The following is a 22,199-nucleotide window of genomic DNA, read 5'->3' on the forward strand; positions in this document are numbered from 1 at the left end:
TCGTTTACTCGGCTTGGACAGTGCGGGTTTCGTATGTTTTTCGCGTGCACGGGTTTCAAAACTTAGCGCCTGCGCTCATACGTTGCTCTATAACTGCTTGGCGCTACGCCAAAGAAGTCACGAAAGCGCATATGGAAGTTGGCGAAACTACAGAAGCCGGTCGCAATCGCGATATCGGTGATCGGCCGATTGCTCTGCAGAATAAGCTGACGTGCTCGAGTCAAGCGCAGCTCAAGGTAGTAGCGTGTGGGCGTGGCGCCCACGAAACGGCAGAAGCGACGCTCCAATTGTCGTCGGGAAATGTTCACACATTCAGCCAACTCGTCGATCGATAGTGGCTCTTCGATGTTCTTTTGCATCAGTTCTAAAGCGAGCTTCAGGGTTTGTGGCAAGGTGGGGTCAGTGTCAACGATGACAGTCGATATCCCGGAGACTTCAGCGGTTTGATCGCAACTGAGTATTTCCTCGACAGCATGGGTCAGCGACACGCCTTGTTTAGCGGTGATGAGCTCCAGCATCATGCGTAACGAGCTGCTGGCGCCGGCGCACGTGATACGGTTTCGATCGATTACGTGCGTTCGACAAGTGACCAGGACTTTGGGGAAAACATCCTCCATCATCGCTCGCCCATCTGGATGGAAGGCACACTCGACACCGTCCATTAATTGAGCTTCCGCCAGAAAAAACGCACCATTCCACAAACCGCCCATGGTCGCGCCAAGAGATGCGAGGTTACGTAGCTTGCGCCGTAACAGTGGGTCGCTGATCAGCTTCACTCGCAAACCACCAGCGACAATGAGAACGTCGATACGATCCGGTAGTTGGGATAACTCCAGGTCCGCTGAAATGGCGATTCCCAGATCGCTCATCACAAGACGGTTCTTGATGCCGACCGTCAACACCTCAAACGCCGGTGTCTCGCTAATCAGGTTGGCGGTCACCAGCGCATCGATAGCGCCGGTGAACGACATCATCGAGAAATTGTTCAAAAGCACGAAAGCTACACGAGTCACCGCCTGCGGCTTTATTGGTTTCTGCGCCGTATAGGAGTACCCCATGTTCTTGTCTTTAAGCACGCTCTCGAATACGAATGGCATAAGTCCTCTTTGACACCTTTACCAATAGCTACGAAACCGTTTCGCAATCTAGACAGCGGTTTTTGGCGCAGACAGCAACAAATCCAAGAATGACTGGCAGTCATCGCTCTCAGGCAGTGCATCAACACTGTTCTTGATCGCATTGCTGAGCGTGGATCCCAAGCTGTCATCAGCCAGCAAATGATATTTAGCCGTGAGTTCGGCACTCGACATAGGGTTGCCGGGGTCGCCCTTGGCCGTCGCGGTTGGGCTCGTAAGACGCGTGCCGTCTTTCAGGGTAACCGTGACGCGGGAGAGGATTTCCTCAGGGAACCTGGCGGACAGGTCGGGCGCCTCGTGAAGGGTTATCTTCCCGCTGATGTTCAGGATGTCTGGCGCATGAATGGAGTCCCCGGTGACTTCGTCAGGGCCCAGCTTTCCACGAACGATCAAGGCGGCCAGCGGAAATGCGAGCGCGTACTGGGCCTCGTCCGCACTCTTCGGAAAATGCCCCTGCAGGCACACAGACTCGTGGAATGTCTCGACATCGATGGTCTCGATCAACTCTGCAGTGATGACTGGATGTGCTCGCATCAAATCGGTCATGGCCGTGAGTGCCGGTTGCGCCCAGCGACATACCGGCCATGGTTTGAAATATTGCTCGTCGATCTCCCAACGGGTTCCGATGTCCTGCCAGAAAGTGGAAATCTCCAAAGGTTCAACAGTGGCGGCTGGAGCGCCAGTGACACCGAGCTGTGCCATCAGTAATGCGTTCAGTCCGGCATACGCCCCGGCGCCGTGGGCATCGCGCAACATCGTCGGAAAGCTCACCAGGCGCATCATCGGGCACCTCGGGCCGAAGTATTCCGCGATACCCAGCGCATGACGGAATGTCGTTTCATCAAGCTTCAGCAAGCGGGCTCCGGCGCAAACGACCCCGATCCCGGAAAAGGCACCTGAAGCATGATATTCCGGGGCAGTGGCCATCAATGCCTGGCCCGCCCGCAAGGCAGTCTCGTAACCGATGCACAGTGCGCTGAGGAACTCTTCGCCGCTGATGTCTTTGCCCTGACGACGATACGCGTCTACCAATGCAACAACGGCCGGGACTACGGTCGCACCCGCATGTCCCTTGGAGGTGAAGTGACCTTCATGTGCATCCAGGCTATCAACGCAGAAACCGCCGGCATACGCGGCGCCCAATGGGTGTACGGCTCTGCCGTCGAACCAAAGGCGACTGGACAGCTTGTTGGCAGTGTAGTGGGTGTCAGCGTAGGTTTTGAGCATCACGCTGGTTTGATTATTGCGAGCTCCGGCGGCCACGCCAATGATGTCGAGCAGGCAAGTTTTGAGCAACTCGCGTGTATGTAGGGGCGCGTCCTTGTAACTGAAATTCTGGACGAATGAATACAACTGCATTTCAATATTCCCGAGTGATGAACGCCGAAACGGATAAAAAAGTTGCCCGGTGAAGGGCAACCTTTTATGCAGCTTTATAAGAAGGGACTAGTTCTTTGCGGTGGCGGTGTTTGCCGCGGCGCGAGCGTCTGCTAGCCAGCTGTCGTATTTCGCGCGATGAGCCGCGATCCATTCTTTGGCGTGCCGGGTAATGTCAGCCGCACTTTTTTCGCCATTGTGCATTTTGAGATTTTGCGCGCTTTCATCGTCGGTAGTGATCTGCATTTCAGACAGGAACTTCACCGCAGCCGGATTTTTCTCGGCGAACTCTTTATTGATGACCGCTTTGACACTGTCTACCGCGAAACCAAGGTTTTTACCATTGAAGGTAGTGTTGACATCGTTTTTGCCACCTGGAAGATCCGTACGCGGCACGGTCAGCCAGACAACATCTTTACCTTCGACCAGAACACCGGAGATCCACTGAGGCACCCAGGTGTAATAGAGAATCGGCTTGCCTTGTTTATAACGAGCGATGGTGTCAGCCATCAGGGCAAAGTAGGAGCCCTGGTTATTGGTAACGGTCTTTTCCAGGCCATAGGCGTTCATATGGTGGGCAATGATGAGCTCACATCCCCAACCAGGGTTGCAACCAGTGAGGTCAGCTTTACCGTCACCATTAGCATCGAACAGTTTGGCAATTTCCGGTTTCTGTAAATCTTCGATAGAGGTGATGTGGTGTTCATCAGCCGTTTTCTTGTCAATCATGTAGCCCTGCAACACGCCCGGCATAATGTCGCCGGTTTTCACCATCGTCTCATCGCCACCGGCCTTCTGGTAGAAAGATTTGTGCAGCTCCTCCCACAGATGTACCGAGAAATCAGCGTCACCATTGGAAATCGCTACCATCATGGTGGAGTACTCGGTTTCCTTGGGTGTCTCAACGTCGTAGCCCAATTCCTTGAGACCCGCCATCGCAATCTCTCCACGGAATCGCTCTTCGGCGATTGACGGGAAAATGGGAGTGATCGATACCCCTTTTCCGGGCAACTGCGCCGTGGCGGCCGATGCGAAAACAGGTGAAACCGCTAGTACTAAAAGCGCCACAGAATGAATGAATTTCTGTTTTATTCCGACTGTTGTGAAGTTCATTATTGTTTACCTTGGCTGGATTACTGAGTTGGCATTTCTTTTGGTTCACGACGCGCCACTGAGCGGGTTAACTTTCTTTGGGACTGACTTCTATTGTTGTAATCGCGTTTTTTCTTTTCAGGCGATAAATGACACCCGCCGGGCCGGTCTGGTACCAGTGCTCACCTTTGGTTGCTCTGTTACTGCGCTCGCCCATCGCCTGGGTCAGGCGGTCAAGGAAAATCGCCAGCAATACCAGGCCCAAGCCACCGACGGTTGCCAAGCCCATATCAAGGCGGCCAATCCCGCGAAGCACCATCATCCCCAACCCACCAACCGAAATCATTGATGCGATCACCACCATCGACAGTGACAACATCAATGCCTGATTCAAACCCGCCATGATCGTTGGTGCAGCTAAAGGAAGCTGAACCCGCCTCAGCATCTGGCGTGGGGTACATCCGAAAGCCCGGGCGGCCTCAACCTTGTCTTCCGGTACCTGGCGAATTCCCAGATTGGTGAGCCTGACCAGTGGTGCTACCGAAAAGATGATCGTGACCAGTACCCCCGGTACGTTGCCGATACCAAACAGCATCACCACGGGTACCAGATAAACAAAAGCAGGCAGTGTTTGCATTGCATCGAGCACTGGCCGCAGAAGCATCTCCAGCCGGTCACTCCGGGCACACAGGACACCCAGCGGTATGCCAATTACTGCACAGAAAAACAGTGAAGTGAGCACCAGAGCGAGGGTAATCATGGCGTCATTCCACACGCCGATCACGCCTAATAGCGTAAGAGTAACAAAGCAAAGAATACCTATTTTTTTTCCGCCTACCTGCCAACCAAAGAGTGTGGCGATAATAATGAATATTGACGGAGGAATGGCCAGTAGTCCGTACTGAATACCATTAAGTACCTGGTCGATAGGCCATCTTATCGAGCGAAATATCTCGCGGAAATTATGGACCATATAATTCAGGGCAACTTCTACCCATTGGCCCAAAGGGACGTTGATGGATTGAAACGGGTCTAGAAAACTGAATTCGTTCATGCTAATCACCTGAATGTCCGAGCCTGGCAAGCCAGCTAATAGAGACTATTAGTGTCGGCTCATTGTCTGAAGCAGTAGGCTCTTGGAGATCGTGCCTTTGAACACACCCTGGCGATCCAGGACGGCAACTGGATTAACTGCATCGGCAACGATGTGAAAGACGTCCTGCAGGAGTACATCGTCGCGCAGCGTAGGCGTGGATTGATCCGCGGCGTACGGATGCTCTGCACAAATCCTGGCAACATCGCCAGCCTTGAGGATCTTCGAGGCATCGAAACCTTTGAAGAAAGCCCTGACGTAATCGTTCACCGGGTTGCAAAGCAGTTCTTGCGGGGTACCGATCTGTACTACCCGACCACCCTCCATGATCGCAATGCGATGGCCGATGCGAATCGCCTCGTCAATGTCATGGGAGATGAAGATGATGGTGCGATGCTGTTCTGCCTGCAGGCGGATCAGTTCGCCCTGCATTTCGTGGCGAATCAACGGGTCGAGTGCCGAGAAGGCTTCGTCCATCAGCAGGATGGCTGGGTCGTTAGCCAGCGCTCGGGCCAGACCTACCCGCTGTTGCATACCGCCGGACAGTTGGTGCGGGTAACTGTAGGCGTGGCCATCGAGCCCCACCTGTTTAAGTGCCTCGAGTGCACGTTTATGCCGTTCGCTTTCCTCGACACCCGAGATTTCCAGGCCGAAAGCTACGTTGTCGATCACACTCATGTGAGGCATCAGGGCAAACGACTGAAACACCATGCTCATGTCTTTGCGACGAACGCTGAGGAGATCAGCATCCGACAGACCGGTGATTTCCTGGCCGTTGAGATGGATTGTTCCGGAGGTTGGCTCGATCAGTCGATTGAACAAGCGGACCATCGTCGACTTCCCGGAACCGGAAAGCCCCATGATGACGAAAATCTCTCCACGTTTTACGGAGAAACTGGCATCAAAAACGCCAACGACTTGACCGGTTTTGCTGAAAATTTCACTTTTATCAGCACCGCGAGCCAGCATCTCCATCGCGAGTTTTGGCTGAGCACCAAAGACTTTGTAAATGTTTTTTACCGAGAGTATCTCGTCACCAAGACTCATAACCCCTCCTGCTGCAATTACGATGTAAGACCAAGAATTCAGGTGTACGTGTCTTGATCAGTTCAGACGGTGCTTGTGGGGGCAGTCAAGCTGGGAGAAAGGTTGGGAAATAGTCATTGTGACCATCCTCTTTATTATTTGATGTTTATTATTCTTGTTTTATCAGCGCTGAATTAAGCAGTACCGTTGAGAACCAAGTTATTACCTAATAGAGTCAGCGTCTAACAACATTTCTTCCAGCCAATCAATAACGTCATGTTATCAATCATTTAATTATGTCAATTTGCGACTGCGGCAGTGCCAGTTGCGCAGACGAGTGCGGCTGGCCCTGTCTTAGGCTCTGTGTTTGAGCTACGCTCCAGTCTAGGCTCTAGGTGGAACCCTCTCGCCGATCTCGTCCCTAACGGCCTCCAAAGGGCCCCGAACCGGATATTCAATACTCTAGGTTATGGTTAAGCACATCGATCCAGACATGACGCTGCTGAAAATGCCGTCTCTGAAAGCAGTGAAGTCATTCGTAGCCGCCGCAAAATATCAGAGCTTTACGCGTGCGGCAGAAGCACTGTGCGTAACTCAAGCGGCAATCAGCCGTCAGATTCGGGAACTTGAGGCGTACCTAGGGGTGGATCTCTTCAAGAGAGTGGGGCGAGCAGTCGAGTTGACGGAAGCCGGAACCATCTTTTTTGATGCGGCACAGATATCTTTCGTCAACATTTCCCAGGCGGCGGAGCGCATTCGCACCAACAATGCAGGCAAGCGCACGTTGACGCTTTGCTGTTCTCCCGCGTTTTCAGCCCTCTGGCTCGCAGCGAAGCTGCCGGGGTTTTTTACCAAAAACGCAGATATCGACCTCAATCTGGTCACCACTCAAAACTTTTTGTCGATGGAGCCGGGTGTAACTCCGGACATCTTCATCACCAAAATGGCCAGGATTCAGGATGGCTACCGCAGTTATCCGTTGTTTCATGACGTCATCTACCCGGTGTGCACTCCTCGTTACAAAGAGGAGCACCCTGAGCTGTCCAGCCTGGAAGCACTGCGCGACGGGGTTTTGCTCAACCTCAGCCCCTATGGCAGATCCCAGGTAGCGGAGCACGTTGACTGGGGTGTTTGGCTGGCTTATCACGATGTTGATATCGAGAAACGCCCCCACGACAGCCCTCACGTTTTCAACGCGAACGACTACAACCTGGTCATCAGCATGGTGTTGACCCATCAGGGTGTAGCCCTCGGATGGAATCACCTGGTTGCAAACCTGATCGAAAACGGCACGCTGATTCGGCCGATCGAAGAGGAAGTGGTTCTCCATGAAAGTCAGCACTATCTGACATTTCGTGAAGACCGGATCAATGACGACGCGTGTTGTCGGCTACGAGACTGGATTCTCGCCCAGTTTTCCTGAGCTGTCAGGAAGGCAGGAGTACTGATTGAGCCGTGACTCGGGGTGCGGGGAGGGGAGAAGTTTGGGTATGCCGGCGGTGATCATTCGTGGTTCTCGCCACCGGCAGTTTTGCTCTTAGCCGACAGATCTTAACGGGATCGTGTCATTGAGTTGCTCAAGCATCGTTTTGCAGTACCAATCATCAAACTGACACACACCAATTTCGCTGGCCACCGACAACGGACCCGGCTCGTAAGCAGGAGAGCTGACGCCGACCTGTGCGCCTTCAACCAGGGTGCGATCCTGGTCATTGGTTGCAAGCCAAACCTTGGTCAGGCGATCGATGTCGTAGTCGACACCTTCCTGCGCATCCTTCTTGACGATCCATTTTGTAGTGACCATCGTCTCGCCCGGACCGATGGGCAGAACGCGGAAGCTCAGCGCGTGATCGCCCAGAAAGTGGTTCCAGGTCGATGGGTAGTTGAAATACAGCAGCGCACCGATGTTGGCTTCACCGGTCGTGTCCAAGCGACCGGCAACCGCGGGCTTACCATCCATTGTGTAGCTGACGGCACCGGAAAAAAGGGGGATGCGCGTCATGCGGAAGCGACCGTCTTCGTCCATGACCAATCGGCTGGGCAGGCCTGCCGCTTCGCAACGATCCCAATGCTCTTTGAGTTCAAGATCCTCATCGCCGCCGGCGCCACCCACTGATGGGTTGTCAACGAATGAGTGCATCAATTCCGGGTGAGTAAAATCGCAGTGGTAACACTCGCGGTTGTTCTCGAAAACCAGTTTCCAGTTGCCTTTCTCGATGATGTTCGACTCAAACGCGACTTTGCAGTCGTCCAGGTTATGAGGCGCAACGAAGGGCGTCAGAGACTTTCTGAATGACGAAAAGTCAGGCGCCACATCAGCGACGCACACATAGATGTACGTTTCGACGACCTCACAATGCACGGACTTCAACCCATGTTGAGACTTGTCGAAATCCTCCCCCATATTCCCGGCGAACAGCAGTCTGCCGTCCAGCTCGAAGGTCCATTTGTGGTAAGGGCACACCAGCTTGGCTACCTTGCCGCTGGCTTGCGGGCACACCTTTGAACCGCGATGACGGCAGGCGTTGTGGAAGGCCCGAATCTGTTTGTCTGCGCCGCGCACGATAGCGACAGGATAATCGCCGATTTGCAGCGACAGGTACTGACCCGACTTCTCCAGCTCAAATGTGTGCCCGGCGAAGATCCAGCTTTTGTGCCAGATCTGTTCCAGATCCTGCCTGTAAACGTCTGGATCGCTATAAAGGGCACCTGGCAGCGCATGGTCAGGCTTGCGCTGCGCAACAAGATTTGAAACTGCCGATTTAGTGCTCACGGTCAACACACTCCAAAATACCAAAGGGACGACGAAAGACCATTGTTTGCATCAATCTAGATATTGGGTAACGCCATTTCGCCGGTAAAATATCGCTGTTGTAAAGACTACGTCTGCAATCACACCCCAACAAGAAACTTTTACGCTTATCAATGCATAAACAAATGTTATCGATCGATAGCGTAGCTTTAAGATGATATTCGTAACCTATTGAATTTAATGAATAAATAATTTTCGACGCTGTGCGCTATATCGCTTTAAAGATGTCTGCGCGAGGAAGACACGCTATTGACCACTCTATTGCCCCATGCCAGTCTGGATTCAACAGCTAACGGTACTTAGTCAGTAAAACAACCTCTGGCGATCTCGTGTTTGAGTCTTGGGAACTGTCCCGTGAAAACATGGAGGTTTTTATCGCGCCTCAAGGTATCAAAGCTGACGCGTTCATTGACCTTCCACCTAACTCGCATTCGGAGCATTCATCTTGAAATTTGAAGGTATTTATACGCCAGCAGTAACTCCTTATAACTCTGATGGGGAGGTTGACTGGGATGTGTACTCCCAAGTTTTGGAGTCGCTGATTGAGGCGAAGGTGCACGGCATTATTATCGGCGGGTCGACCGGCGAGTATTATGCGCAGACGTCGGAAGAACGCACCGAGTTGGCGGCCTACGCCAAAGATGTGATCGGCACTCGGGTGCAACTGATCGTCAGCACCGGGGCGATTCGTACCGAAGATGCGGTTCAGTACGCCAAGGATGCCAAATCGATCAAAGCGGACGCCATTCTCGTCACGTCCCCGCCTTACGCGCTGCCAACCTCACAGGAAAACGCGATTCACGCGCTCACTATCGATCGCGCAGCGGACTTGCCGATCATGCTTTACAACTATCCGGGGCGCATGTGCGTTTCGATGGATGAAGAGTATTTCACGCGTGTCAGCCAATCGAAAAACGTCGTCGCCATCAAGGAAAGTTCCGGCGACATGGGTCAGGTGCATATGCTGGCCCGGCAGTTCCCCAACATCGCTTTGTCCTGCGGATGGGACGACCAGGCCCTCGAGTTTTTTGCCTGGGGCGCCCGCAGTTGGGTGTGCGCAGGCTCCAACTTCCTGCCCAGGGAACACGTAGCGCTTTATGAAGCCTGCGTGATCGAAAAGAACTTCGACAAAGGCCGTCAAATCATGTCGGCAATGATGCCGCTGATGAATGCCCTGGACGGTGGCAAGTTCGTGCAGTCGATCAAGTACGGCTGTGAAGTTGCCGGATTGAAAGTCGGTAACGTGCGCCTGCCATTGCAGCCACTTGAAGCGGACGAAAAGCAGAGTTTCGCGTCGCTCATTACTGAACTCAAACGTAACGTAGCCAACATTTCTTCGGGAGCCAGCCATGGGTGATCTTCTGAGCAAGGCCGAATATGCCGCTCTGGCCAAAGACATTTCGCTGCCATCCAAGGCGTTCATCAATGGCGCGTTCAAGCCCGCGATCTCTGGCAAAACCTTCGCCACGAACAATCCGGCGACAGGTGAGTTTTTGACTGACGTCGCCGCCTGTTCGTCCGAGGATGTCGACTTTGCGGTGAGCAATGCCAAAGAGGCCTTTGAGGATGGACGCTGGAGATCTGTTTCTCCTCGGGAGCGCAAAGCGGTTCTGTTGAAGTTTGCAAACCTGCTTGAAAACCATCAACACGAACTGGCCGTCCTCGAAAGTCTCGATAGCGGCAAACCTGTCAGTGAATGTCAGTTGGTCGACATCCCGGACACCATCCACACGATCCGCTGGCACGCAGAACTGATCGACAAGATTTATGACAACACCGCCCCGGTGGGCAGCGACGCGCTGACCATGGTGGTCCGGGAGCCGATCGGCGTGGTGGGCTGCGTATTGCCCTGGAACTTCCCGCTGCTGATGCTGGCCTGGAAAATCGGGCCGGCGCTCGCTGCGGGCTGTTCGGTCATCGTCAAACCTGCTGAACAAACCTCGCTGACCACGTTGCGTGTCGCTCAGCTGGCGTTTGAAGCCGGTATACCCGCTGGTGTCCTCAACATTGTGACCGGCACGGGCAAAGACGTCGGTGAGCCGATCGGTTTGCATCACGATGTCGACATGGTGAGCTTCACCGGCTCCACTGCGACCGGCCGCCGCTTCCTGCATTACGCCGCCGATTCGAACCTCAAGCGCATCGTCCTTGAGTGCGGCGGGAAAAACCCGGCCGTGGTGATGGACGATGCGCAAGACCTGGATCTCGTTGCTCAGCATGTCGTCAATGGCGCGTTCTGGAACATGGGTGAAAATTGCTCCGCGACCTCACGTCTGATCGTCCATGCGTCTGTTAAGGACGAACTGCTGGAGCGCATGGGCGCCTACATCCGCGAATGGAAAATGGGTGACCCACTCGATCCGGAAAACCGCGTAGGGTCGCTGGTCAGCCCAGAGCATTTCGCCAAAGTGAAGTCGTACCTTGAGCACGCCACCGCCGCAAAGCTTGAAGTTGTGTACGGCGGCGCGACGAAAGACGGTGCCTTCGTAGAGCCGACAGTGATTGACGGTGTCGATCGAGACAGTCGGCTGTTCCAGGAAGAGATCTTCGGCCCGATTCTTTCGGTCACCACCTTTCATTCGATTTCCGAAGCCATTGCCCTGGCCAATGACACGGTCTACGGCCTGGCCGCCTCGGTATACACCGCCAGTCTGCGCCGGGCGATCAAGTTGTCGCGTGAGATTCGCGCCGGCATCGTCACCGTGAACTGCTTTGGTGAGGGCGATGCTTCGACGCCATTCGGCGGCTACAAGGAGTCGGGCTTCGGTGGTCGGGACAAATCCATTTTTGCCCATGACCAGTACACCGAAATCAAAACAATCTGGATCGATGTGTCTGATCGGTCGGATGAAGAGACCGAAAAATGAGCACCCATACCATCAAGCGCCTGCCGGTAGATACTGGGGTTTCGGGTTGGGAGGCGATTTCCGCACGCACTGCGCCTGTCCGCATGCTTGATGGAAACGTGACGGCGGACTGGCTGATTATCGGTGCCGGTTTTGCCGGCTTGTCCGCCGCTCGCAGACTTTCACAGTTACACCCCGGTGACAGCATTGTTGTGGTCGATGCTCATGAAGTCGCCAAGGGGCCGGCAGGCAGGAACTCTGGCTTCATGATCGATGTGCCGCACAGTCTGTCGTCCGGGGAATACTCCGTGGCGAGTGAGTCTGCAACGGCGCTGGAAATCACGCAAAATCGTTTTGCGATTGAGTTTGCCGCGCAAGCCGCACGCGAGTACGGCATGTCCACAAACACCTTTGACCCATCAGGGAAGATCAACGCGGCCGCCACTGAGCGGGGATTGAAGCTGAACGTCAATTACGCACAGTCCCTTGAGCGCATCGGCGAAAAGTTCGAGATGTTTGATGCCGCGCAAATGCGCGAAATCACCGGGTCCACCTATTACCACGGTGGGATCTACACACCCGGCGCAGTGTTGATTCAACCCGCTCAATACATTAGGGACCTGGCAGCAGGGCTCGAAGGGAAAATCACGCTGTTCGAACGCTCTCCGATTATTGAATTGACCAAGCAGGGAAGCGGTTGGAGCGCTCGATCTCATAACGGGACGGTGCACGCACCCAAGGTCATCCTGGGGGTTAACGGGCACATTGAGGACTTTGGACATTATCAAGGACGCCTGTTGCACGTCTTCACTTACGCCTCCATGACGGCTGCGTACAGTGATGATGCATTCAAGAAAGACGTGCCGGGTAGAGCCAAGTGGGCATTGTTGCCAGCTGATCCAATGGGAGCGACTGTTCGTAAAATCTCTACGGACGGTCTCTCGCGTATCGTCATCCGGACAAAATTCACCTATGACCCGAGTATCCAGGTCACCCCAGAGCGTGTGGCTGCGGTTGCCAAAGAACAGCGACAGTCTCTGGATGCACGCTTTCCCGAATTGAAATCCACTGCGTTGGAGTTCAGTTGGGCCGGCCGTCTGTGTTTGAGTCGTAACAGCGCCGCTGCATTTGGCGAGATCGAAGAAAACCTGTATTCGGCTTGCTGCGAAAATGGGTTGGGAACGGTCAAGAGCACGCTGGCAGGTGTAATGGCAGCGGAATTGGCTTCGGGTATACGTTCTGATTTTCTGGATAGTTTCAGTCACGCGCCAGGACCCAGCAGGCTCCCCCCCAAATAATAACGAAGCTGGGCGTCAGTTCGGTCATTCGTTGGCATGAGTTTTGGGCCGGGCGAGAAGGTTAGCAAGTTTAAGTTGTCGGCTTTTCCTATAAAGGCCGTTTAATAAGTCACTAATAAGAACGGAACAATCCATGAAGAATATTTGGAAGGCATTCTGCGCGCTCGCGTTTGTGGGCATGATGAGTTTGCAGGCACACGCTGAAGAAAAAAACATAGTAATGGGGACCATGTCTTGGGAGGATTTGGTGCCCATTACCGGCATTACCAAGAAGGTACTTGAGAACGCTGGGTATACCGTAAAAGTCGTGGAGTTTTCCGAGTGGGGTATCGCTTACGCTGCACTCAGCAAAGGGGATATTCAGGTATTGGCCTCCCAGATTGATTACGCCGCCGCCGATTATTGGAAAAAGAACAAGAACAAAATCGAGAAGCTGTCACCGGTCTCCTTTGGTCTTTATCAGGGCATGGCAGTACCCAGTTACGTAGACATCGACTCCATCGAACAGCTGAATGCAAACGCGGACAAACTGGGGAACAGAATCATTGGCATCGAACCAGGTTCGGGTTTGATGAGTGACGCGAACAACGTGGTCAAAGCGTACGACATCAAGCTCAAGCTGGTCGAGGGCAGTACTTCGGCCATGACCGCGGCTTTAAAGTCGGCAGTCGACCGAAAAGAATGGGTGGCGGTAACCGTCTGGGATCCTTCCTGGATGACCAAGAAATTTGATCTCAAATTCTTGAAAGATCCAAAAGGGGTCTTCCCGCCGTTGCAGGGTTATTACTGGATTGGACACAAAGGCTTCGCTGAAGCCAATCCGCGTGCGCGTGAACTGATGGCCAGTGTTTATGTGCCTATCACGGACATCACCGCGATGAATGCCGAAGTCAAGGATGGCAAGACCATGGACGAGGCTATCAAGGGTTGGATTGATGGTCATACAGATCTTGTAAATCGTTGGGGAAATATCAAGAACTATTAAGTTTGGTTTGTTTGCCACTGCCGCCCTTTGATTAATTAAAAAACCAGCAAACAACTGGTTCGATGGATTGCGAAATGACAATGGCCACAATTAATTCTGACGAAGTGCTGATAGATTGCCAGTCGGTTTGGAAAATCTTCGGTAAAAATGCACCTGCAGCCATGGACGCGGTTGTCCAGCAGGGTCTTTCAAAGACCCGGATCCTGCAAAACCATGGCTGTGTGGTCGGGGTTTCCGATGTCAGTCTCCAGGTTCGCCGGGGGGAAATTTTTTGCATCATGGGTTTGTCCGGCAGTGGCAAATCCACCCTTATAAGGTTGCTGAACAAGCTGATCACCCCAAGCTCGGGGAAGGTGCTGGTCAAAGGCAAGGACGTTTCATCCTTGTCGCCGGCACAACTGCGAGAGGTGAGGGCGCGTCACATCGGTATGGTCTTTCAAAGCGTTGCCTTGCTGCCTAACCGTACGGTTCTTGAGAACACCGCGTTTGGCCTGGAAGTCCAGGGCGTGGGCAAGGCTGCACGTTACAAAGTGGCCGAGCAGGCGCTGACAAAGGTTGGATTGAGCGAGTGGACTTCACGCTATCCAGGCGAACTGTCAGGCGGCATGCAACAACGGGTCGGACTGGCGCGTGCACTCACAGCTGACCCAGAAATAATTTTGATGGATGAGCCGTTCAGCGCGCTTGATCCGCTGATTCGCCGACAGTTGCAGGATGAGTTCCGCCTGCTGACCAAGGAGCTGGGCAAGTCCGCGGTGTTTATTACACACGACCTGGACGAGGCCATCCGCATCGGTGACCGCATTGCAATCATGAAGGATGGCGCCATCATTCAGGTTGGCACCGCCGAGGAAATCGTGCTCAACCCGGCTGACGACTACGTGGCGGAATTCGTCGCCGGCATTTCCCGATTGCATCTGGTCAAGGCTCACTCGGTCATGACGTCTGTCCAGGCCTACAAGGCTGCACAGCCGACTTGCGATATTTCCCGGCTCATCCAAACCTCGCTTGACGCCGATATCGATGAGCTTATCAGCTTGACGATGAAGTCCAGGCGGGACGGGCTTGCCGTGGTCGATAACGGAACAGTGGTCGGGATCATCACGCCTCGTGATCTGCTGCGTGGCGTTCAAGGTATTCCCAACGAGTTGGCGCCCGTAGCTACGGCCAACGCGATGGAGGCGTCCGCATGAGCATGCCGGATTTTTCCAGTCAGTTCGATGCATCCATTGATACAGGACTGGAATGGCTTTCAGATAATGGCGAGTTCGTGTTCGATGCCGTCAATGCGGTGCTCAATGGCATTTACGAAGGCGTGCTGTGGTGTGTCGCCTATCCACCGCACTACGTTGTAGCGATTGTCATGGCGTGGATTGGCTGGCGTCTGGCTGGCGTTCGCTTTGCAATTCTTGCAGGTTTGGCCCTGTTGTTTTGCGACCTCATCGGCTTGTGGCCAGAGACAGTCAGCACGCTTGCCCTGGTGCTTACAGCGACTGTCCTGGCACTGGTTGTCGCCATTCCGCTGGGGGTCATTGCCGGTCTGGCGCCGGCCTTTGATCGCGTGGTTGATCCTTGTCTGGATTTGATCCAGACGATGCCGCCCTACATCTACCTGCTACCGGCCATTGCACTGCTCGGCTACGGCCCTGCCACGGCGCTGTTGGCGACTTTTATCGTCGCGCTTCCCCCTGCGCTACGACTGACCTCCCTGGGTATTCGCATGACACCCAAGGAGTTCATCGAGTTGGGAGAGGCCAGCGGTGTGACTGGAATCCAGATGTTTTTCAAGATCCGCTTACCGTTCGCCATGCCCAGCATCATGGCCGGTGTCAACCAAAGCTTGATGATGGCGTTCGGTATGGTCGTCATCGCCGGCATTGTGGGTTCGGGCGGTTTGGGCGAGGCGATTTACGGTTCCATCCGTACGTTGGATATCGCCAAGTCGATCAACGCGGCCATCGCTATCGTTATCCTGACCATGATCCTGGATCGTCTGGCGCAGAGTGCTGCACAGGCGCGGGTGAGGGCTTCCCAATGACAACGCACATTCAATTTTCTCCAGGCGATTACCTGGCTCCCGCCGTTGATTGGCTGAACACTAATTTACATGGATTGTTCAAAGGGATAAGTCAGGTCATTGAGGCGGTACTCGGTGCAGTGGAGGGGGCGCTGCTTGCTCCCCATCCGTACTTATTCATCGGTATTGTCGTCGTTGCGGCGTTCTTTTTTGCCAATAAACGAGTCGCTGTTTTCGCTGCGGTGATGTTGGCTTTCTGTTTGTTCGCTGGCCTTTGGGTCGCGTCCATCCAGACGATTGCGCTGGTCAGCGTGTCGGTCCTGATCTCTGTCGCCATCGCTTTCCCGCTGGGGGTTCTGGCCGCCCGGGTGAAGCGTGTAGATGAAGCGTTGCTGCCGATTCTGAACATCATGCAAACGGTGCCGCCCTGGGTATACCTGATCCCCGCCGTGATGCTGTTCAGCTTGGGACGGGTGCCCGCGATCATCGCAACGATTGTTTACGGCATCCCGCCGATGCTCAGATTGACGACCCTGGCCTTCAAGCAGCTGCCCAAGGATCTCCTTGAGTTGGGCCAGGCGTCCGGTGCTTCACCTAAAGACATTCTGTTCAAAATTGAACTGCCGACTGCCGCTCCCACGCTGTTGGTAGGCCTGAACCAATGTATCCTCATGTCGTTGGCGATGGTGGTGCTGGCAGGTTTGGTGGGGGCGGGCGGTCTGGGGGCTGAAGTGACTCGTGGCCTCTCGAGGATGGAGATGGGATTAGGCCTTCGAGCGGGCCTGGCCATTGTCGCTATTGCGCTGCTGTTGGATCGACTGTCACGGGGCGCGTTGCAGCGTCACTCGCCCAGTAAACTCCTTTGAAGGGGGCGGCTGAACGTCGGCGACGTTCGTCAGTGTAAACAAGCGAGGCTTAAAGTGATCGAACGACGAGACTTCAGCGGGTGTATGAAAGGTAAAAACCTGCGCTATGTGGAAGAGACCCGGAGTGAGTCGAGGGCCCATGCCCGGGCAGGATTTTTACTGCTCGAGCACTTCTCGTTGCCTGCATTTACGCAAGCGCTCGATACGATTGTCACTGCCAACCTTTTGCGTCCGGCGTTGTTCTCTTCACGAACCTTCGGGGTGCAGGATGGAGAGGTTACCAGCGACCTTGGCCTGGTCATTCGACCGGATGCGCGTTTGGACGTGGCAGCACTCAAAGACCTTGATTTGCTGGTCATATGCGGCGGCTATCGCACCGAACTCAAAGTCAATCACGAGCTGATCAGCATCCTTAAAACGGCATCGGAACTGGGTATCACCCTGGCCGGGCTGTGGAATGGGGCGTGGTTTTTGGGCGTGTCAGGTTTGCTTGAGGGATATCGTTGTGCGATTCATCCCGAACACCGACCCGCGCTCGCAGAAATTTCAAAAGTCACGCATGTCACCAGTGAAGCATTTGTCATGGATCGAGACCGGCTCACGGCTTCGAGTCCGGCGGGTGCCTATCATATGGCTCTCGAGTGGATCAAAGGGCTGCACGGCAAGGCACTTGTCGAGGGCATCGAAGACATTCTGTCTTTCGAAGAGTCGCGGTATCGGCGTATCAAACCGACACAGAACATCTCGTTGAGTGCCCCCCTCAAAGAGGTGGTCAAACTGATGGATGCCAACCTGGAAGAACCGTTGCAAATGGACCAACTTGCGGTCTATGCCGGTCGTTCCCGTCGACAAATAGAGCGCTTGTTCAAAGAGCAACTGGGTACCACGCCGCAACGGTATTACCTGGAATTGCGCATTACCGAAGCACGGCGATTACTTCAGCACACAGAGCTGTCTCAGGTTGACGTGCTGGTCGCGTGCGGCTTTGTTTCACCGAGCCATTTCAGTAAATGCTACAGCTCGTACTTCGGTTACCGGCCTTCGAGAGAAACGCGGTTGGTGAAGTAAAAACCGGGCTGTCGCAAAAAGTTAAGGGAGGAGGGCATGACCGAGTTGCGATTGAAGTGCGACCAAACAAAAAATGCTGCGCCCACCGTTACCGCTGGTGCTGGCGTCGCAAGGCCTCAACTCGGGATTTTTTTATGCCTGCTTTCAATGCTTATCTTTGCGAGCCAGGACGGACTAACCAAGGTGCTTGTCAAAGACTTCCCGGTTGCCCAACTGGTCATGGTGCGCTATTGGGTGTTTGTCGTTTTTGCCCTCGGATATGCCGCCTGCCAAGGTAGGGGCAAAGAGTCTTTTCGCAGTAAGCACCCTTGGCTCCAAATCATTCGAGCGCTGTTAGCCGTGGGTGAAACCATACTGTTTGCAGTGGGGCTACGATATTTGGGCCTGGCCGAAATGCATGCGCTCTATGCCGTATTTCCGCTGATGGCACTGGCATTGGCGGGGGCCGTGCTTGGGGAGTTCATAGGTCTGCGGCGCTGGATTGCCGCCGCCATAGGGTTCACCGGGACACTGATCATCCTTCGACCAGGCGCGGGCGTTTTTGAACTCGCGGCGCTGATTCCCCTGCTGGCTGCTTTAGCATTCGCGGTGTTCAACGTACTGACGCGCCGGATTAGCCAGCACGACGCCTTTGCTACGAACATGCTCTTTATGGCAAGTGTGGGTGCCCTGACAGTCACATTTGCGGGGCTACCCGCATGGGTTTCTCCGACTCCGGTCCAGGGCCTCTTGATGGGGATCCTGTCATTGACGGGCGTAGTCGCTCAGATTCTGTTCATTCAAGCACTGAAATACGCAACCGCTTCTACCCTGCAACCTTTCAACTATGCGCTTCTGGTGTTCGCCACTTTGATTGGTGTGATCGTCTTTGCCGAGCACCCCGACACATGGGTAGTTGTCGGAGCAGCGTTGGTTATTATCGGTGGGCTGTATGCGATTAAAGCCAAGGCGTGAACACTCCAGAGGAAGAGAATGCAGCGAAGTATGTCCCGGTTGGCAGGGCAGGTCGCCCAGGGGAACTGGCTGCTGCCGTTACGCTCCTGGCGTCACCGGAGTCCAGTTACATTACCGGTGAATTGCTGGTGGTCGATGGTGGCAATTGCCTGATAGAGAACAAAGCGCCCAAGCAATCAATACGTGCCCGTCACGAAATTTTGCAGCGGAGGAGAGTAAGTGACTCCCTCCGTTGCAAGTCAGGTTGTCAGGCTGATTCGATCAAAACGGCAGTGGCAGTTTCGCTGTGCGCCCCCCATCCACCACGAGCACTTGTCCGGTAATGAAGGCCGATGACTGCGAAGCGAGGAAAACGACTGTCCCGCCAACATCCGCCGGCAATCCGGTACGTCCGACCGGGTGAAGGCGCTGGAGTGCCTGGCGCGCCGCATGCGGATCAGCTTGAGCGGCGAGATATGCATCACTCAACTCGGAGTTTATCCACCCTGGAGCAATGGCATTGCAGCGAATGCCGTCCCGTCCGAGATCGACTGCCAAGGCTCGGGTCAGCCCATGGATGCCAGCCTTGGAGGCACAGTACGCGGCATGTTCAGGGTTGGCGCCTATCCCTTCGATCGACCCGATGTTGATGATGCTGCCACCGCCTCGCTGACGCATCTGAGGCACCAACGCCTTGCACAAGAACGCTGGTGCCCGCAGATTGACAGCCATCATGCGATCCCAGTCCTGCTCGGTCATCTCATCAATCGATTTCTCGAACATGAACCCCGCATTATTCACCAGGACATCGACTCCGCCGAGCTGCTCCCGGGCTATTTGCGCGATCAAACCTGGAGACTCCACCGAAGCGAGATCTGCCTCGACGAAATAGACCTGAGGGTGACTTTGCAAGTCGACGTCCAGTGCCTGACGCTGAGCGATCAACACAGTAGCTCCCGCCTCAAGCAATTGTTCGGTGATGCCTCGGCCAATCCCTCTGCCGCCCCCGGTCACCACTACATTTTTACCGTTGAGCATCGCTACCTCTCCTTAGCCGGACACCGGCTTGGCGCCTGTGACTTCTACCGTTTCACCGGCGATGTACCTGGCCTCGTCGGACGCCAGAAATGCGATGACATCCGCAATGTCTTCGGGCTCGGCGATACGGCCTAGTGGGACGCTCTTGTTTAGCTCTTGCACGGCTTTGTCCGGATCCAGGCCGCGACGTTCAAAGCCGCTGCGTATCATCGGGGTATTGATTTCGTGCGGGCACACGGCGTTGACACGGATACCCAAAGGGGCGCAATCGCGGCCCAGATTTTTGGTTAAAGCCGCAACGGCCCCTTTGCTTGTGCAATACGCCACGTGGGCGGGGCCTGGATAAATTCCCCAGACAGATGATGTGTTGACGATTGCGGCGCCCGGGCGATTTTTCATGTGCGGTATCGCGGCACGGCAGATGAAGAACACCGCATTCAGGTTTACGCCCATGGCGTCGAACCACATGTCGTCAGTGGTTTCCTCTATCGTGCCACGGGGAATGATGCCCGCATTGTTCAATACGATATCGATCCCCGAAAAAACATCGACGGCCGTTTGGACAATCGCTTCGCAATATTCTTTTCGGCGTAAATCGCCTGCCACATAGAGTACTTCCGCGCCCAGGTCACGAACTTTGGCTAAGATTGATTTGCAACCGGCTTCGTCAAGATCAGATAAAACAAGCTTTGCGCCTTCTCGGGCGAACAATAATGCTAACGCCTGTCCGACACCTCCGGCAGCGCCCGTAATGACCACCACTTTATTATTGAATTTCATAGGACAACCTACCTGGTAAGTTTTTGGCGGAGTCATTATTTAATTTCAATGGATCGCAGCGTCCAGCAACTTTTTTACAGGGCCAAAGATAACGTGGCGTTATCCTGAAATTTCTGACTCGATAGTTTTTCTGGTGTCGGCGAAGTCTTGATAAAAGTGTCCGCACTTTTCCAAAAAATTAATTGATTCGGGTCATTGATGGCGTGCTCTATTGATTTGGCGATTGATCGTCTCGAAAATGTACGCCCCTGTACATGCCGTGTACGCCAAAGATCCTGGGGTGTACAGTGTCGAAGAATTTTCAAATAAAGGTGCACCCGAATGTCACAGACAGGAAGGGCGAAAACCAAAGCGCAGGACGCCGGCTGGCGAGGCTCCGTCGATGGTTGGCTGGACGCCGCCTATGATGCCCTGAAGGAGTCGGGTGTTGATGCTGTGCGGGTGATGCCGCTGGCCAAACGCTTGAATTTGTCCCGTACCAGCTTTTACTGGTTCTATGAAGATCGCGAACAGCTGCTCGCGGCACTCCTGGCTCGATGGCGGGACAAGAACACCGGCGGTATGGTCAGCCAATGCGAGAGTTACGCAGAAAGTATTTCCGAAGCGATTCTCAACGTCTTCGAATGCTGGGTGAACCCTGAACTGTTCGACTCGCAGTTCGAATTTGCCGTGCGCAGTTGGGCGCTGCAATCGGACGAGGTCACTGCTGAAATCGCTTTGGCCGATGAGGCTCGGATGAATGCCCTGGCCGCGATGTTCCGACGGTTTGGCTACGACGGCGAGGGTGCCGACGTTCGGGCCAGGACGATCTACCTCACGCAGATTGGCTACATCTCCATGAAAACCAGTGAAGATATCGTCGTTAGATTTCGACGGATTCCTCAGTACGTGAGTGTGTTCACCGGCAAAGTACCTAAGCGGCGAGAGCTGGACCGCTTTTATGGAAAGTTCGGCTACGCGGAAAAAGAGCCCGGCGTTTTCGTTCCCTTGGTCGATACATTCGAGGAGTCGACTGCCGATGGAGAATAGAACTCTGGGCATCATCGGAGGTACCGGCTGGCTCGGGCGCGCAATCGCCCAGGCGCTGCTCGATAGCGGGGTCATCGGGCCTGACCGCTTATTGATCTCGAACCGCTCCGGCGTCAGTCCCTTCGAGCCAGGCGTGAGACTGCTGGCTGACAACCAGCAGTTGGTGGACCTCAGCGATATTGTCGTGCTGTCCATCCGACCGGAGCAGTTTCGTGAACTGCAGATCAACGCCCGCGGCAAGCGGGTGATTTCCCTGATGGCCGGAGTTCCGGCGGCATCCATCAGCGCGGCCACCGGTGCGGATGCAGTGGTGCGGGCCATGCCGAATGCGGCCGTGGAAATCAGGCAGTCGTTTACGCCCTGGTACTGTGCCGGAAACCTTGTTGAATGCGACCGCCAGTGGGTGCAACGACTGTTCGAGTGCGTAGGTTCAGCGGACGAAGTGCCTGATGAGGACTGTATTGATTACCTCAGCGCCTTGTCCGGGACTGGGCCGGCCTTTCCGGCAATGTTGCAAATGGCACTGACTAATCAGGCGGTGGCAGCGGGAATTCCCCTTGCCATCGCACAGCGCGCTGCACAAGGCGTGGTGGTGGGGGGCGGCCAGATGCTTGCCAGCCGCGATCCGCGGCAAATGATTGAGTCGTTGATGGCTTATCGTGGCGTGACGGCAGCAGCGCTGCAGTCGATGGCCGATCAGGGCATCGAATTCATTGTGGGGCGGGCAGTCAATGCAGGCGCTGAGGTTGCGCGGCGGGGAATGTAGCAGGGCAGGGGATAACAGTGAAGGGCCGTGAAGGGCC

Annotated in this window: 19 protein-coding genes and 3 pseudogenes; 14 read left to right on the forward strand and 8 right to left on the reverse strand. The window is 54.6% G+C overall.

Annotated elements, in window-relative coordinates:
* Positions 1-62: 62 nt before the first annotated feature.
* The 5 genes from AB4O40_RS02925 to AB4O40_RS02945 form a co-directional block, all read right to left on the reverse strand.
* Positions 63-1,097: a GlxA family transcriptional regulator gene (locus tag AB4O40_RS02925; protein WP_414919082.1), complete on the reverse strand. Its 1,035-nt coding sequence runs from the start codon at positions 1,095-1,097 to the stop codon at positions 63-65.
* Positions 1,098-1,145: 48 nt separating this feature from the next.
* Positions 1,146-2,495, reverse strand: a complete 1,350-nt coding sequence (locus AB4O40_RS02930) for an MmgE/PrpD family protein (RefSeq protein ID WP_056724824.1) — start codon at positions 2,493-2,495, stop codon at positions 1,146-1,148.
* 87 nt (positions 2,496-2,582) lie between these two features.
* Positions 2,583-3,626 (reverse strand): glycine betaine/L-proline ABC transporter substrate-binding protein ProX, encoded by a 1,044-nt coding sequence (gene proX / locus AB4O40_RS02935; protein ID WP_409079451.1) that lies wholly within the window; start codon positions 3,624-3,626, stop codon positions 2,583-2,585.
* Positions 3,627-3,693: 67 nt separating this feature from the next.
* Entirely contained in the window at positions 3,694-4,659 is a 966-nt protein-coding gene (proW, locus tag AB4O40_RS02940; protein ID WP_056724828.1) for a glycine betaine/L-proline ABC transporter permease ProW, read from the reverse strand.
* A 48-nt stretch (positions 4,660-4,707) separates the two neighbouring features.
* A complete protein-coding gene (locus AB4O40_RS02945) occupies positions 4,708-5,745 on the reverse strand; it encodes a quaternary amine ABC transporter ATP-binding protein (RefSeq protein ID WP_056724830.1) in 1,038 nt (345 codons plus the stop codon).
* A gap of 448 nt (positions 5,746-6,193) precedes the next feature.
* On the opposite strand from AB4O40_RS02945, the gene AB4O40_RS02950 reads away from it, so the two are divergent.
* Positions 6,194-7,147 (forward strand): LysR family transcriptional regulator, encoded by a 954-nt coding sequence (locus tag AB4O40_RS02950; RefSeq protein WP_056724831.1) that lies wholly within the window; start codon positions 6,194-6,196, stop codon positions 7,145-7,147.
* Between the two features lie 114 nt (positions 7,148-7,261).
* On the opposite strand, the gene AB4O40_RS02955 is transcribed toward AB4O40_RS02950, so the two are convergent.
* Positions 7,262-8,497, reverse strand: a complete 1,236-nt coding sequence (locus AB4O40_RS02955; RefSeq protein ID WP_056724833.1) for an aromatic ring-hydroxylating oxygenase subunit alpha — start codon at positions 8,495-8,497, stop codon at positions 7,262-7,264.
* Positions 8,498-8,859: 362 nt separating this feature from the next.
* Between AB4O40_RS02955 and AB4O40_RS02960 the strand changes: the two are divergent.
* From AB4O40_RS02960 to AB4O40_RS03010, 11 genes and pseudogenes are all read left to right on the forward strand, one after another.
* Positions 8,860-8,985: pseudogene (locus tag AB4O40_RS02960) on the forward strand (GntR family transcriptional regulator); the annotation flags it as partial.
* Positions 8,982-9,893, forward strand: a complete 912-nt coding sequence (locus tag AB4O40_RS02965; protein ID WP_409079454.1) for a dihydrodipicolinate synthase family protein — start codon at positions 8,982-8,984, stop codon at positions 9,891-9,893. The pseudogene AB4O40_RS02960 and the gene AB4O40_RS02965, both read left to right, overlap by 4 nt.
* Complete coding sequence (locus tag AB4O40_RS02970; protein ID WP_056724837.1) at positions 9,886-11,403, forward strand: aldehyde dehydrogenase; 1,518 nt, start codon at positions 9,886-9,888, stop codon at positions 11,401-11,403. Before AB4O40_RS02965 ends, AB4O40_RS02970 begins: the two co-directional genes overlap by 8 nt.
* Positions 11,400-12,745 (forward strand): annotated as a pseudogene (locus tag AB4O40_RS02975) (NAD(P)/FAD-dependent oxidoreductase). Before AB4O40_RS02970 ends, AB4O40_RS02975 begins: the two are co-directional and overlap by 4 nt.
* Positions 12,746-12,813: 68 nt before the next feature.
* The gene (locus AB4O40_RS02980; RefSeq protein WP_150723832.1) at positions 12,814-13,665 is read left to right on the forward strand and encodes a glycine betaine ABC transporter substrate-binding protein; all 852 of its coding nucleotides are present in this window, start codon (positions 12,814-12,816) and stop codon (positions 13,663-13,665) included.
* A gap of 74 nt (positions 13,666-13,739) precedes the next feature.
* Entirely contained in the window at positions 13,740-14,858 is a 1,119-nt protein-coding gene (locus AB4O40_RS02985; protein ID WP_409079455.1) for a quaternary amine ABC transporter ATP-binding protein, read from the forward strand.
* Positions 14,855-15,703, forward strand: coding sequence for an ABC transporter permease (locus tag AB4O40_RS02990; protein ID WP_460056190.1), 849 nt, complete (start codon positions 14,855-14,857; stop codon positions 15,701-15,703). The genes AB4O40_RS02985 and AB4O40_RS02990 overlap by 4 nt, the downstream gene beginning before the upstream one ends.
* Positions 15,700-16,548, forward strand: a complete 849-nt coding sequence (locus AB4O40_RS02995; RefSeq protein WP_160386883.1) for an ABC transporter permease — start codon at positions 15,700-15,702, stop codon at positions 16,546-16,548. Before AB4O40_RS02990 ends, AB4O40_RS02995 begins: the two co-directional genes overlap by 4 nt.
* A 54-nt stretch (positions 16,549-16,602) precedes the next feature.
* The gene (locus AB4O40_RS03000) at positions 16,603-17,616 is read left to right on the forward strand and encodes a GlxA family transcriptional regulator (RefSeq protein WP_223541198.1); all 1,014 of its coding nucleotides are present in this window, start codon (positions 16,603-16,605) and stop codon (positions 17,614-17,616) included.
* 36 nt (positions 17,617-17,652) lie between these two features.
* The gene (locus AB4O40_RS03005) at positions 17,653-18,570 is read left to right on the forward strand and encodes a DMT family transporter (protein ID WP_460056185.1); all 918 of its coding nucleotides are present in this window, start codon (positions 17,653-17,655) and stop codon (positions 18,568-18,570) included.
* Positions 18,564-18,740: pseudogene (locus AB4O40_RS03010) on the forward strand (SDR family oxidoreductase); the annotation flags it as partial. The gene AB4O40_RS03005 and the pseudogene AB4O40_RS03010, both read left to right, overlap by 7 nt.
* Before the next feature lie 91 nt (positions 18,741-18,831).
* Here the strand turns inward: AB4O40_RS03010 and AB4O40_RS03015 are convergent.
* Both AB4O40_RS03015 and AB4O40_RS03020 read right to left on the reverse strand, forming a co-directional pair.
* The gene (locus AB4O40_RS03015) at positions 18,832-19,587 is read right to left on the reverse strand and encodes an SDR family NAD(P)-dependent oxidoreductase (RefSeq protein WP_056724851.1); all 756 of its coding nucleotides are present in this window, start codon (positions 19,585-19,587) and stop codon (positions 18,832-18,834) included.
* 12 nt (positions 19,588-19,599) lie between these two features.
* Positions 19,600-20,367, reverse strand: a complete 768-nt coding sequence (locus tag AB4O40_RS03020; RefSeq protein ID WP_056724853.1) for an SDR family NAD(P)-dependent oxidoreductase — start codon at positions 20,365-20,367, stop codon at positions 19,600-19,602.
* A 321-nt stretch (positions 20,368-20,688) separates the two neighbouring features.
* Here AB4O40_RS03020 and AB4O40_RS03025 point away from each other — a divergent pair, with 321 nt between their 5' ends.
* On the forward strand, positions 20,689-21,396 hold the full coding sequence (locus AB4O40_RS03025; RefSeq protein WP_056724856.1) for a TetR/AcrR family transcriptional regulator: 708 nt from the start codon (positions 20,689-20,691) through the stop codon (positions 21,394-21,396).
* Positions 21,386-22,162 (forward strand): pyrroline-5-carboxylate reductase family protein, encoded by a 777-nt coding sequence (locus AB4O40_RS03030; RefSeq protein ID WP_223541195.1) that lies wholly within the window; start codon positions 21,386-21,388, stop codon positions 22,160-22,162. Before AB4O40_RS03025 ends, AB4O40_RS03030 begins: the two co-directional genes overlap by 11 nt.
* Positions 22,163-22,199 lie beyond the last annotated feature (37 nt).

Source organism: Pseudomonas sp. S2_F07 (assembly GCF_054668325.1).